The 13,908-nt window shown below is 59.9% G+C and carries 10 protein-coding genes; 5 read left to right on the forward strand and 5 right to left on the reverse strand.

From position 1 onward, the window contains the following. Nucleotides 1-18: 18 nt before the first annotated feature. Nucleotides 19-945: an alpha/beta fold hydrolase gene (locus ACWUI2_RS19580; RefSeq protein ID WP_486984530.1), complete on the reverse strand. Its 927-nt coding sequence runs from the start codon at nt 943-945 to the stop codon at nt 19-21. Between the two features lie 2 nt (nt 946-947). After that, nucleotides 948-1,625: a hypothetical protein gene (locus tag ACWUI2_RS19585; protein ID WP_486984531.1), complete on the reverse strand. Its 678-nt coding sequence runs from the start codon at nt 1,623-1,625 to the stop codon at nt 948-950. A gap of 156 nt (nt 1,626-1,781) precedes the next feature. On the opposite strand from ACWUI2_RS19585, the gene ACWUI2_RS19590 reads away from it, so the two are divergent. Further along, nucleotides 1,782-3,893 (forward strand): M3 family metallopeptidase, encoded by a 2,112-nt coding sequence (locus tag ACWUI2_RS19590; protein WP_486984532.1) that lies wholly within the window; start codon nt 1,782-1,784, stop codon nt 3,891-3,893. Between the two features lie 388 nt (nt 3,894-4,281). On the opposite strand, the gene proB is transcribed toward ACWUI2_RS19590, so the two are convergent. The 3 genes from proB to pyrH are packed head-to-tail and all read right to left on the reverse strand — an operon-like array spanning nt 4,282 to nt 6,795. Next, nucleotides 4,282-5,400, reverse strand: coding sequence for a glutamate 5-kinase (gene proB / locus ACWUI2_RS19595; protein ID WP_486984533.1), 1,119 nt, complete (start codon nt 5,398-5,400; stop codon nt 4,282-4,284). Between the two features lie 30 nt (nt 5,401-5,430). Continuing rightward, nucleotides 5,431-5,991 carry a ribosome recycling factor gene (gene frr / locus ACWUI2_RS19600; protein WP_486984534.1) on the reverse strand — a complete coding sequence of 187 codons (561 nt, stop codon included), beginning with the start codon at nt 5,989-5,991 and terminating at the stop codon, nt 5,431-5,433. A 54-nt stretch (nt 5,992-6,045) separates the two neighbouring features. Then, entirely contained in the window at nt 6,046-6,795 is a 750-nt protein-coding gene (pyrH, locus tag ACWUI2_RS19605; protein ID WP_486984535.1) for a UMP kinase, read from the reverse strand. Nucleotides 6,796-6,980: 185 nt separating this feature from the next. On the opposite strand from pyrH, the gene ACWUI2_RS19610 reads away from it, so the two are divergent. The 4 genes from ACWUI2_RS19610 to ACWUI2_RS19625 all read left to right on the forward strand — a co-directional run bounded on the left by ACWUI2_RS19610 (nt 6,981) and on the right by ACWUI2_RS19625 (nt 13,872). Next, on the forward strand, nt 6,981-9,401 hold the full coding sequence (locus ACWUI2_RS19610; protein WP_486984536.1) for a hybrid sensor histidine kinase/response regulator: 2,421 nt from the start codon (nt 6,981-6,983) through the stop codon (nt 9,399-9,401). 112 nt (nt 9,402-9,513) lie between these two features. Beyond that, nucleotides 9,514-10,485 carry an AAA family ATPase gene (locus ACWUI2_RS19615; RefSeq protein ID WP_486984537.1) on the forward strand — a complete coding sequence of 324 codons (972 nt, stop codon included), beginning with the start codon at nt 9,514-9,516 and terminating at the stop codon, nt 10,483-10,485. A 17-nt stretch (nt 10,486-10,502) separates the two neighbouring features. Next, entirely contained in the window at nt 10,503-11,645 is a 1,143-nt protein-coding gene (locus ACWUI2_RS19620; RefSeq protein ID WP_486984538.1) for a DUF58 domain-containing protein, read from the forward strand. Then, nucleotides 11,614-13,872, forward strand: coding sequence for a transglutaminase TgpA family protein (locus tag ACWUI2_RS19625; RefSeq protein WP_486984539.1), 2,259 nt, complete (start codon nt 11,614-11,616; stop codon nt 13,870-13,872). The genes ACWUI2_RS19620 and ACWUI2_RS19625 overlap by 32 nt, the downstream gene beginning before the upstream one ends. The last annotated feature ends 36 nt before the right edge of the window (nt 13,873-13,908 follow it).

The raw sequence follows: 13,908 nt of genomic DNA on the forward strand, positions 1-13,908 counted from the left end.
AATGCGCTGGCTAAAATTTCACCGGAGGTGCCGCTCGACTTCCCGAAGGAAAGGGAGGGTGACTTCGGCGAGTTCCGGGCCGGAGGTGAACACGAGGGTGTGGGAAACGTCGGGAATGACGATGAGATGGCCGTCCGGCAGGAGACGGGTCACTTGTTCCGCCCACTCCTGGTTGCAGATCGGGTCGAGGCTGCCGCGGATGACGAGAGTCGGGGCCGCGATGTGCGGGAGTTTGTCCTCGATCTGATCCTGCAAGGAAAAATGGAACGTCCGGATGGCGCGGACATAGCCGGTCTTATCGTAATCGCTGCCGGCGACGTCGCCCATTTCGGGGGGATTGTAGGGCGAGTTCTGTTGCCAACGGACGAATTGCCAGAACCAGGAGCGTTCGTTGGGCGGGGTGGTCGGGCCTTGAAGGATCGTGCCGGCCACTCGATCCGGGTAACGCATCGCGAAGTCGGCGATGATTTGGCAACCGAAGGAGTTTCCCATCAAAAAGGCGCGGTCGACTTCGGCGACTTCCATCCAATCGGCCAGCGCGTCCGCGAGACCGGGGACGTCGAGGACATGGTCCGGTTTGTCGCTGTCGCCAAAACCGGGGAAATCCGGGACCAGCACCCGGTGGGTTTGGGCGAGTTCTTCCGCCGTCGGGATCATGTAGCGGCCGGAGAGGGCGAGTCCGTGGACGAGGACGACCGGGATCGTTGACTCCGGTTCGACGGTGGAGGCGAGGGAGTGGATGGTCAATCCGTCGACTTGGTGGATGCGGCGTTCGAGGACCTCGCTACCCTCGGCGGTCATGACTTGGTCTTCGTCATCGGCTCGTGCCTGGTGGCGGAGAAAAAGAAGGGTGCCGGCGACGAGGATGGCGAGGAGACCGCTCCAGGCGAAAAACCGGGGGCGGGGAAATCGCGGCGGCCGGGTGTTGGTGGGTCGGTGGTTCATGGTCAGCGGTGGTGGATCGGATGCCGAAAGGATGCCCGGGCGGTTCGGTCGGGGTGGGCGTCTTTGCCTTCGAGGCGGAAATTGGACAGGATGGTGACTCCCCGGACTTCGCAGCCGAGCTCTCGAAGCCAGGCGGCGGTCTGGTGGTTGGAGTTGCGGAAAAGGTGATAGGTGGAGTCTTCGCGGACGAAGGTGAGGTCGGTCCAATCGGCGTGGATTTCGGTGTCGATGTTCTGGAGGTAGCGGGCGTCGAGGTCGGCCAGCAGGTCGTCGACCAACTCTTGCTCGACTTGGATCCGAGCCGCTCGTTCGGCCCCGGCGGTTTGGGTGAAGGCGGTCTCGTTGTCGACAAAAGGAAGGATCCGGCGGCCGAAGGCGGGATCGGTGGGGGTGGTGAGGGCGACGATGCCCCGCCAGAGGGAGTTATCGCCGACTCCGTAGTAGCGCCAGTCGCCGAAGGAGTATTCGATGACGCGCTCGTCGTCCATTTGCATGGCGAGCCGGGAGTGGCGTCCGTAGTCGGTGATGAAGACGGTGCGGGGATGCCGGGGGTCGGGGGGCGGTTTGACCGACCAGGCGCACCCGGTGACGAGGGCAAGCAGGCCGATGAGCAAGGCGAACGGCGCCGCGATGCGAAGAATGGAGCGGCGGTTGCCGCGCTGGCGGTTCCGGTTGGCCATAGGTTGACATTATCCGAAAATGGTCGAAGGCGCAACGGGGCGGGCGCAGCGCGCATAGACGATAGCAGCGAAGACGCATAGACGATAGCTGAAAGACGATTGGGGGAAAGATCGGCGATTGCGTCGGGGGCGGGGAGGGGTTAGGTTTTTTCGCTTATGAAGTCATCCTTTCTCAATCCAGATTTTCACGTTCGTTGGTCGGAGTTGACGGCGGACCGGGTGGTGCCGGATATCGAAGCGGCGCTGGAACAGGCGCAGCGGGAGATCGACGCGTTGGCGGCGCTGGATCCGGGGGAGGCGACCTTCGAGAACACGGTGTTGGCGTTGGAGAAAGCGACGGAAGACTTGTCAGTGGCCTGGGGGAAGGTCGGGCATCTGAACTCGGTCAATGATTCGAAGGAATTGCGGGAGGCTTTCAACGCGATGTTGCCGAAAGTCTCCGAGTTTTTCGCGAAGATTCCGTTGAATGAGAAGATTTGGGCGGTATTGAAAGCCTATGAGGGATCGGAGGAGGCGGCGGGTTTGACCGGGGCGAGGAAGCGGTTCCTTGACGAAACGGTCAAGGACTTCCGGCAATACGGAGCAGATCTCCCGCCGGAGAAAAAGGAGCGGTTGGAGAAGATTCAGAGTGAGCTGGCCCGGGTGACGCAGAAATATTCGGAAAACGTGCTCGATTCAACCAACGCCTGGGAGTTGGTGGTCGAAGAGGAGGGCCGATTGGCCGGTCTGCCTAAGAATGCCAAGGAAGCGGCCCGGCGGAGCGCGCTGGGGAAAAAACTCGGGAGCGAGGAGGAGCCGAAGTGGAGGTTCACGTTGCATATGCCGTCGCAGGAGCCGTTCATGACCTACTTGGAAGACGATGAATTGCGGCGGAAGATGTGGGAGGGGGCGACCACCATCGGGGCCCGGGGAGACTGGGACAATTCGGAGTTGATCCGGCAGATTCTCGATCTCCGCCATGAGAAGGCGAGGTTGCTCGGGAAAAGTAATTTCGCCGATTTGGTGTTGGAGCGGAGAATGGCGAAAAGCGGTCGGAAGGCGCTTGATTTCGTGGAGGATTTGTTCGCCCGGACCAAACCGTTTTTCGATGACGAAACCCATCAGTTGGAAGTATTCAAATCGACCCAGGACCATCAAGAGTTCGGTCCGTTGGAACCGTGGGAAATGGGTTATTGGGGGGAGAAACAACGGAAAGCGTTGTATGATTTTGACGAAGAGGAAGTGCGGGCCTATTTCCCGATCGGCGGCGTCATCGACGGGATGTTCGAGATCGTCCAGCGGGTCTTCGGCATCCGGATCCGGCAGCGGGAAACCGTATTCATCGAACCGGGACAAACCGGTGGAGACAGCTCCGGCGACGCCGTGGAAGTCTGGCATCCGGAAGTCGGTTTTTACGAGATTTTCGACCAAGGCGATCGTCATCTCGGGTCCTTTTACACCGATTGGCATCCCCGGGAGTCGAAGCGAGGTGGCGCGTGGATGAACTACCTGATCACCGGCGAACCGGCCCGAGCCCGCGGCGGCGACCGAGGGCCGCATCTCGGATTGATTTGCGGAAACCTGACCCCGCCTGTCGGTGACAAACCGGCTTTGCTGACGCACCGCGAAGTGGAGACGGTTTTCCATGAGTTCGGCCATCTGTTGCACCACCTCTTGGGGGAAGTCGAAATCAAGTCGCTCAACGGGGTGAATGTGCCGTGGGATTTTGTGGAATTGCCGTCGCAGATCATGGAGAACTGGTGTTGGGAGCGGGAGAGCCTCGATCTGTTCGCCCGGCATCATGAGACCGGCGAGACGATTCCGGAGCCGCTGTTCCGGAAGATGCTGGCGGCGCGGAATTATCGGTCGGCGAGCGCGATGATGCGTCAGTTGTCCTTTGGCAAACTCGACTTGGAGTTGCACCTTTTCCATGAGCGCTTCGTGCAAAAGGATATCGAAGAAGAGGTCCGGCGGGTGATCGCGCCGTATATGCCGCGGATGAAGACGCGGTCGCCGACGATCGTCCGGCGGTTTACCCATTTGTTCGGGAGTTCCACCGGATACGCCGCCGGGTATTATTCCTATAAATGGGCGGAAGTCTTGGACGCCGACGCCTTCACCCGGTTCCAGACGGAAGGGATTTTCAACCCTGAGGTTGGCCGTGAGTTTGTGGAGAAAATATTGAGCCGCGGGAACGCCGAAGAGCCGGTGGTTCTGTACCGCGACTTCATGGGGCGCGACCCGGATCTGAACGCGTTGCTGATCCGGAGCGGGTTGGTGAAGGAGTAGCGGCGCGATCCAGAGGTCGTTGGTTGGGATCGGCCGCCCTGTATTGTGGGGGCACCGGTTTTCGAGGCGGAGCCTCTTTGGAGTGCTCCGCGTCCTCGCGGAGCTTTCGAGCGTATTGGAAGAGCTACGGCTGTCGAATGGTTGCCGGGCGTGCGGCCATCGTCGGCCATCCGAAAAGCGGTGCGGGGACGCACCGCACTCCAAAGCGCTTCGCGCGAAAATCGAATCAACCTCCAGGTCGCAGGATGGAATGAAACTGGTTGGGGCGGCGCGGGAAGAGCTACGGCCGTTGATTCGGCCATCCAAAAAGCGGTGCGGGGACGCACCCGCACTCCAAGCGCTTCGCGCGAAAACCAGATCGACCTTGAGGCGGCATCAACGGGGGTCTTCAGCTCTCGTCGTGGTCTTCGACGACCATGCTGCTGCGGTGGATCACTTCGTGGCGTTTGCGGTCGGGGAAGAGGGAGCGGATTTCGGAGATGTCTTTTTGCCGGATGTCGGCGATCTCCGTGGAGGAGAATTGGGCGATGCCGCGGGCGATGATGTTGTTTTCGGGCGTGGCGACGCCGATCAGTTCGCCGACGCGGAAGTCGCCGTCGACTGCGGTGATGCCTTTGGCCAGCAGGCTGCTTCCCTTTTCCAAAAGGGCTTGGCGGGCGCCGGGGTCGATCCGGACGATTCCGCGCGGTTCCTGGAAGAAGGCGAGCCATCGCTTCTTCGACTCGAGCGGGAAGCCGGAAGGCACGAAGAAGGTGCCGGGATTATTGCCGGAGAAAATCTTCGGTATGACGTCGGGTTCGGCGCCGCTGGCGATAAAAACCCCGCATCCGGAGCGGTTGGCGATACGGGCGGCGTCGAGTTTGGTGACCATCCCGCCGACGGCGGTCACACTGGTGGTGCCGGTGGCGAGTTTTCGAATGTCCGCGGTGAGCTTCTCCACCACCGGAATGATTTTGCCGTCGCCCTCCATGTCGATGAGGCCGGGAGCGGTCGAGAGGATCAGCAGGTAGTCGGCTTGGATCAGGCTGGCGACCATGGCCGAAAGGACGTCGTTGTCGCCGAATTTAATCTCCTCGGCGCTGACTGAGTCGTTCTCGTTGACCACCGGGACGGTGTTGCTTTCCAGCAGGCGTTCCAGGGTGTTGCGGGCGGCGAGGTGGCGGCGACGGGCGCGGAGGTCGTCGCGGGTCAACAGCAATTGGGCGACGGTGAGTCCGTGCGGGTCGAAATGCTTTTGCCAGGTTTGGATCAGGATGCTTTGTCCGACCGCGGCGCAGGCCTGGAGACGGGCGAGGTCGGTGGGGCGGGAGCGGAGGCCGAGTTTGCCCATGCCGAGGCCGACGGCTCCAGAGCTGACGACGACCACTTGCACGTCATCTTTGCGCAGGAGGTCGATCTGTCGGCAAATGCCGGCGAGGCGCTCCGTATTGAGTTGTCCGATACCGGAAGTGAGGATTCCGGTGCCGAGTTTGACGACCACCCGGCGGGTTTTGCAAGGAAGGTTCAATCGGGAAGGAAGGAGTTGGATGGCTTGCCGTCAGACGGCGAGAAGCTCTTTTTCCTTGTGCTGGAGATGTTGGTCGATCTCCTGGGTGGTGTCGTTGGTGATCTGTTGGATCTCCTTTTCGAAACGCTTGAAATCGTCTTCGGTGACGTCGCCTTCCTTTTGGGCTTTCTTGAGGACGTCGAGCGCTTCGCGGCGGGCGTGGCGGAGGGAGACGCGTCCGTCTTCGGCCATGCGTTGGCAGACCTTGGTCATTTCCTGGCGGCGTTCGCGGCTCAGCTCGGGGATTGGGAGACGGATGAGGTTGCCGTCGATCGATGGATTGATGCCGAGGTTGGCTTGCTGCAGGGCTTTTTCGATCGGTTTAACGGCGGCTTTGTCCCACGGTTGCACCTGGATGAGGCGGGAGTCGGGGGTGGTGATGGCGGCAACGTCGCGCAGGCGCATGGCGCTGCCGTAGACCTCGACCATGACGTTTTCGACCATCCCCGGGGAGGCTTTCCCGGTGTGCAGCGTGCTGAATTCGTGGAGAGTATGTTCCACGGCTTTGGCCATTTTCTGTTTCATCTCCTGGATGGCGGGATGTGTATTCATAGATCGAGGATATTGATTAGGCTGCTCGTTGTTGGCAAGATACGCGGGGCGGGATCAGCTGTCGGAGGGATTGCGGACGAGGGTGCCGATTTTTTCGCCCATGATCGCTTTGCGGACCCCGTGGGGTTCCTGAAGGTTGAAGACGAGGATTGGAATGTGGTTGTCCATGCAGAGCGAGAAGGCGGTGGAATCCATCACTGAGAGGCGTTGTTTCAGGGCGTCGATGAAGGAGAGTTCTTCGTATTTGACGGCGTCGGGGTAGCGGTGGGGGTCTTTGTTGTAAACGCCGTCGACTTTGGTGGCCTTCATGATCACCTGGGCGTTGATTTCGCTGGCGCGCAAGGCGGCGGTGGTGTCGGTCGAGAAGTAGGGGTTGCCGGTGCCGGCGACGAAGATGACGACGCGGCCCTTTTCGAGGTGTCGCACGGCGCGGCGGAGGATGAACGGTTCGGCGACCTGGTTCATCGGGATGGAGCTTAGGACGCGGGTGACCACTCCCATCTTTTCGAGACGATCCATCAAACCGAGACCGTTGATGACGGTGGCGAGCATTCCCATGTAATCGCCGGTGGTGCGATCTACGCCGCGGCGTTGGCCGGAGAGGCCGCGGAAGATGTTGCCGCCGCCGATGACCAGTCCGACCTGGACTCCCAGATCGTAGATTTCCTTCACTTGCATGCAGACATTTTCAAGAATGTCGGGATCGAGGGCGTCGCCGGTGTCGGGATTGCGTAACACTTCGCCACTCAGTTTCAGGACGACTCGCCGGTATCGTATGGCGGGCTGATCATTGGAAGATTCCATCAAGCTTAGTATCTACGCGTTATCGACTGTCGGCGTCAACCTGAGAAGTGGATTTTTAGGGAAGGCCGAGGTTGGGCGGCGGTTGCTCCGTAGGGGCGTTCGAGGGAAGTGGCGATGGGCGGAAGAAAAGAGTTTGCAATGCGTCGCCGGTTGCGCCGGAGTTGAACCTTGTCAACTGCCTGGTCATGGAAGAGGAGACAACCGAATCGACGATCACCGAACTTTATCCGCGTTTCCTCAAGAAACTCTTGATGCGCGCCGATTCCCTGGTTTGGCGGGCGACGGTGGAGGCGACCTCTTCCGGGATTGCGATCGACGACCTGGACGCTGTGACGGGTGACGAATGGGCGGATTTTTATCAATGGGAGTTCGAATACCTTCCGTCGATCGAAGAGATTTGCGGGGCGCTCGGGTTGGACCCGGTGCCGAAGTCGAAGGCGGCGAGTCCGTGGTGGGATCATCTGCTGCCGGGGTACCGGGATAAAATGCGGGTCTGTTCGGGGCGGGCTTTGTGGCGGGGGGATGCCGGTTACGAGCAGGAGTTTGCTTTTCGCGATACTACGGGGGAAATCCGTTGGCTCTACGAGACGGTCGAAATTCAGCCGTCGGGCCCCGGGAAATGGGAGTTAATTTGCCTCTCGCGCGATATCACCCGTCGCAAGCGGGCGGAACGGTCGCTGGTCCAATCGGAAGCCAAGTTTCGGTCGGTTTGGGAGGATTCCCATGATCCGATGCGGTTGACCGACCGGGATGGAGTGATCGTCGCGGTCAACTCCTCGTTTTGCGCCTTGGTCGGCCAGCGGGAATCGGAATTGGTCGGGCGGCCATGGACGGTGGTCCTTCATCCCGACGAGGATCACGAGGCGGCGTTGGCCACGTCTCTTGGTTTCTTCCGGGCTTTTCCGCGGCAGAAACGGTTCGAGGAGCATTGGCGGTTGCAGGACGGACAGATTCTCCATCTGGAGATTTCGCAAAGCCTCATTAAAGGAAACGATGGCGATCGACTCTGTCTGGCGATCGCGCGGGACAGCACGGAGCGGATTCAGGCGGCGGAAGCGGTGCGGCGATCGGAGGCGTTTTTTCGCTCAATTTGGGAGAATTCCCATGAGGGAATGCGGTTGACCGATTGGGAGGGACGGATCGTGGCGGTCAACGACGCGTTTTGCCGGATGGTTGGCCTTCCCGCGGAGGAAGTGGTGGGACGGTCGATGACCGAGGCCTACACGATGGACATCCCGCCGGAGGAGGTGATCCGGCGCTACCGGAAACGTTGCCAGCGGGAGGAACTAGGGAAACCGTTTCAAGCTTCGGTCACGCTCCGGTCGGGAGAACCGCGCCATTTCGAGGTGTCGATTTCACAAATCGAGGAAGAAGCGGCGACCTTTTTGACGATCTTCCGGGATGTCACGGAGGCCCGTCAAGCGGATGAACGGCGGAGCAAGCTGGAGCGCAAGATGGTCGACGCCCAGCGCCTCGAGAGCCTCGGCATTCTGGCCGGAGGAATCGCCCACGATTTCAACAATCTTCTCACCGCCATTCTTGGAAACGCCAACATCGCCTTGATGCAGATGCCCCCCTCGTCGACGTTGCGTCCCTTTTTGGAAGGAATTGAAAAGACCTCGCTCCAGGCGGCGGATCTCTGCAAGCAAATGCTCGCCTATTCCGGGCAGGGGAGGATGGCCTTTCGCTGTATTTCGATCAACCACCTCGTGGAGGAGATGAATCACTTGTTGGAGGTTTCCGTCCACAAGCAGATCATTCTTCGTTATCGGTTGGCGGCCTCATTGCCCAACGTTCAGGCGGAGCCGTCGGAACTTCAGCAGGTCGTGATGAACCTTGTGATCAACGCTTCGGAAGCGATCGGCGAGCGGAGCGGAGTGATCACGATATCGACCGGATTGGTCCGGGCGGACCGGGCTTTCCTGGAGGAAACGTTCCTGGCTCCGGAACTCCCGGAAGGGGATTACGTGTCGCTGGAGGTGGCGGACAGCGGCTGCGGGATGACTCCCGAGACCCGCGAGCGGATTTTCGACCCGTTTTTTACCACCAAGTTCACCGGACGCGGACTCGGTTTGGCAGCGGTTTTGGGAATTCTCCAGCGTCATAAAGGGACCTTCAAGGTCTACAGCGAGGTAAACCACGGCACCACTTTCAAGATTCTTCTGCCTGCCGTCGACCGGGAGGTGGAAGCGGCGGAGCAGGTGGCCCATGCGCCCGGGTGGCGGGCCACCGGATCAATCCTGGTGGTGGACGACGAGCCATCGGTCCGCGCGGTGGCCGCCCGGATGTTGGAGAAGTGCGGTCTGACGGTGTTGCTCGCGACCCACGGAGGGGAGGCGGTGGAGATTTTCCGGCGTCACAAGGATGAACTCGACCTGGTCTTGCTCGACATGACGATGCCGGTGATGGGCGGGGAGGAAGCATTCCGGCAAATCCGGCGGATCCGGCCCGACGCCAAGGTCTTGTTAATGAGTGGTTACACCGAGGCGGACACCACCGATCGATTCGCGGGAAAAGGGCTGGCGGGATTCATTCAGAAGCCGTTCAAATGGGAGCAATTGGAAGCCAAGCTCCGAACGATTCTTCCCGGCGAGCAAACCCCTTGAGCGGCAAGGCTGGAAGCCAGTTTTCCCCTGCGGAAAGAACGTCGGATCGGACGTTCGGCATGGACTTGTTCTTGCAATCCCCCCCGATTCCACGCAGTTTGAGAGAAAATTAATGAAGGAGTTAACAGAACAAGATCAGGCTGCGCGGGCGCAGGAGGCGTTGCGGAAGCTGAAGACGAACATCAGCCTGGTTCTAAAAGGGAAAGACGAGATCATCGACGAAGTCTTGGTTTGTCTGGTTTCGGCCGGGCATTTGTTGATCGAGGATTTGCCCGGAGTGGGAAAAACCACCCTGGCGTATTGCCTCGCCAAGTCGATTGATTGCTCTTTTTCGCGAATCCAATTCACCAGCGATCTCCTTCCGGCCGACGTCCTCGGCGTGTCGATTTACGACGAAACCCTGCGGGAGTTCGTTTTCAAACAAGGGCCGGTTTTCGCCAATATCGTGCTGGCCGACGAGATCAACCGAACCACGCCGAAAACCCAGTCGAGCCTGTTGGAGGTGATGGACCGCGGGAAAGTCACGGTGGATGGGGAAAGTTATTCGGTGGGCGATCCGTTCATGGTTTTCGCGACCCAGAATCCGGTCGATTACGAAGGGACATTTCCGTTGCCGGAGAGTCAGATGGATCGTTTCCTGATGCGGTTGCAGATGGGATATCCCGATTTCGACAACGAGGTGGAGATTCTCCGCAATTCCCATTTCCGCTACGACAGCCTCACGCTCGACCCGGTCGTCACCCGGGACGAAGTGAAGCGGATCCAGGAACTGGTTAAAACGATCTACCTGGAAGACACCGTCCTGACGTTCATCCTCGACCTGATCACGGCGACGCGGGCGGAAAGTCGATTCAAAGCCGGAGTCAGCACCCGCGGGGCCCTTGGATTGAAAGTGGCCTCCCAGGCGGCGGCGCTGGTGCAGGGCCGCGATTTCGTTCTGCCGGAAGATGTTTTGCGGGTCTTGGGGCCGGTGCTGGTCCATCGCCTGACCTTGCGCCGTCCGGTGGCCGACGCCCTGGAGGAACGGGGAATCATTCAAAACCTATTGGAGGAGATCGTCGCCCGGGTGCCCGCCCCGGTTTGACGGACGAACGGAATGGAATGCGCCAGGGCTTGATATACGCGTCGAGTGAGTGGAGTGGTCCCGCCTGTAAGCCGATCGAGCGGGGGCGGTTCCGTTTTTTCAGTCTTCTCAAGTCCCTGACTATTCCGCCGAAAGGCCAGCGGGTTTTGCCGACCGCCACCGGCTACGTGTTGATCGTGATGGCGATCGGCCTGGGGATGGCGGCCTACAACGCCGCCAGCAACATCCTGTTCATCGCCTTATCGGTCCTTCTCGCCTCGTTGATCGTCAGCGGAATTCTCTCATGGATTAATTTTCAAGGGATCTGCTGGCGGATTCTGGTCGATCCCCCTTGCCGGGCCGGGGAAGAATGTCACGTCCGGCTCGAAGTGAGGAACACCAAACGGTTTTTGCCCACCTACGCCCTCTCGTTTTCGATGGGGGCGCAACGCAGCGGGATTAAGAAGGTGTTGCGCATCGGGCAGCGGTTGGAGCCGCAGGACACCATCCAACTCGATTTTTCGTTTACCCCTCAAAAGCGGGGACGGGAGTTGATCCGGGTGCTCGGGGTCGGATCCCAGTTTCCCTTTGGCTTCCTGCACAAGACTCTCAATGGAGGGCCGCCGAAGGAGATGATGATTTGGCCCCGCCGGATCTCTTATCGCTTTCAACACGCCGGGGCGTCGATGGCGCAACTGAATGGCCGTTCCCTCGCGAAGCCGGGAAGCGGATCTGAATTCATCAACCTCCGCGAATACCGGCAGGGGGATTCCCACCGGCAGATCCACTGGAAGGCGAGCGCCCGTTTGCGCACGTTTGTGGTCCGGCAATTCGCGGCGGAAAACCATTCGGGCTTCGTTTTCTGTTTGCAGAGTTACCGCTCCCTGTGGCCGGACGAAAATCAGTTCGAACATCTGTGCAGTTTTGTCTCCTCGCTGGCGGAGGATCTGTTCAGGCAGGAACGTCTGCATGGGGTGCAGGTCAATGGACTGCCGCATCAGCGGATCGCCCGGCGGGCCGACCTCGAGTATTTCCAGGATCAGCTGGCCGCTCTCGACCGGGTGGAACGGGAAGAGGGGGAGACGGTTCCCCTTCCTTTCGCCAATGCGATCACCTTTGAACCGAATCCAGTGAGTGGAATCAACGCCTATGTCGGAAGTCAGAAAGCGGCAACAGCTTAACCTGCGGGAGCTCTACCAGATCAACTGGTTCCTCGGCGCCGGTCTGGCGTTGCTCGCGTTGTGGCCGGTCTACACGCTCGATTTCACGGTGGTCTTCCATTTTTGGTTGGCGACTTCGTTGATCGCCATCAGCGCTATCCGACCGCAAATCACCACTTACTTCCCGAAACCGGTCTGGAACGTTATTCCCTTTTTCCTGGTCGCGCTCCTCGGGGTCGATCTTTACCTCTCGTCGGAAGTCGTTCCGGCTCTGGTCCGGTTGAACATCTTCCTGGTCCTTTACCGCTGTCTCTCCTTCCGACGTAAGCGGGAGGATCTCCAATTGATCGTGCTTTGCCTCTTCCTGGTGATCATCGCCGGGGTCCGGACGGTCGCGGTGACCTTCGTCCTCCAGGTGGTTATTTTCACGGCGGTAGCGATGGCGTTTCTCTTCAATATCACTTTGATGGAAGACTCCCGCGACACGATCACCCCCCGCAGTGTCTGGGCGGATTTCACCTGGAGCCGTTTTCTGCGGAAACTCTGGGCACGTTGCGACAGCGGATTCATGATGGTGGCGGGCCTGGCGTTTTCCTCGATCGTCGTCTTCTCCTCTTTGATGTTCCTGTTGATCCCGCGTTTTGATCTGAACACCGCGCTACCTTTCCTCGATCTCCCGCGGGCCTCCCAGACCGGTTTCTCCGAAGACATCCGTTTTGGCGACGTGACCAATATCCGGAACAACAACCGGGTGGCCTTGCGAATCGAGGTCGATTCGCCCGACGACATTCCCGCCGATCCGTATTGGAGGATGTTGGTGTTGGACGAATACCGCAACGGCGGTTTCCGGATGTCCCAAGCTCTGAAAGAACACGAACGGCACGCGAAAAACGTTCGTCGCATCACTTATAACGGCGCCCTGATCGGGGAGTCCGAACCGCCCGACGTGCGAAACCTGTGGACCTTCTACATGGAAGGGGGGATCGCTCGTTATCTTCCGTTGACCGGGCGGTTCGAGGGGCTGCGGTTGCAGGAGACGCGCGATATTACCTTCGTTGAGGCGACTCACACTTTCAGTCTTCCCCGGGTCAACTCCGGGCTCCTGGTCTATCAAGTCGAGAACATGGAGTTCAGCGGCGTTTATCGCGACGAGCATTTCGGGATGTATTCCCTCGATTACAACATGGGATGGGGCGAACTCGGGGGCCGATCCCGTTTCCAGTATTTTAATTATCCCGACACCACCATGGTGCTGCCGCGCGGGGAAGCGGATGTCGCTTATCTGGAGGAATTGGTGGAGATCATCGGGCGAGGGGAGGCTTTGACCGCGGCGGAGTTCGCGCGTCGGGCGACCCAATACCTGCAATCGCGTCATTCCTACAGCATGTCCTACTCGTTGCCGATGTTCGAGGACGAGTCGGATCATGTGGTTCGCTGGCTAAAATCGGGTTCTCCGGGCCATTGCGAGGTTTTCGCCGGCGCCTTGATCCTGATCTGCCGGACGGCTGGGATCCCGGCTCGGGCGGTGACTGGCTTCCGGGGGGGATCCTGGAACACCTTTGAAAACTACTTCATGGTCCGCAACGCCGACGCCCACGCCTGGGTGGAGATTTTCGACGGCCGCGACAGCTGGCTGCGGTTTGACCCGACTCCGGGCGGGGAAAGCGTCGGCGACTACCCGGATGGAATCGTCAATTTCGGGGGGATGCAAACCGACTCCAGTTTGGCCGCCTATCTCGACAGTTTCCGGATCATTTGGTACCGGCGGATCGTCAGTTTCGACCAGGATACCCAGGTCCGGATTTGGACCACCATCCAGGAGTCGTTCGGCCGGATCGCGCTTCGGGAGCGGATCAATCTCTGGCTGGAGGCTATCTCGCTTTGGTGGCAATCGCCGTGGGACCTCCAACGTTTTTTCGATATGATCCGGGTGGTTGCGGGAGCGGCGGTCTTCGGTCTTTTGATTGTTTTCTGCTTTCGTCAGGATCGAATGTCGCTCTTCCGGATCAAACCGAATCCGATGGATCCGGTGCGGCGCCGGGCCGGCCGTTATCTCCAGCGCCTGCGGGAACTTGGTCCCCCGCCAGCGGACAACGAAGATTTCGGGAGCGTCGTGGCTGATTTGGAACGATTGCGCTACGGGCCGCTCGCCACCGGCAACGGCTGGCGGGAAGTGATTCGTCAAGCCCGGCGCCTGGCGCGCCGGGAGTCGCGTCGGCAACGTCGAGGCGTTCCATCCCCCGGCTGACGCTTGACTGTATTCGCCCCGCGGATTTGACTGATC

This window comes from Verruconatronum alginivorum, from assembly GCF_056590205.1.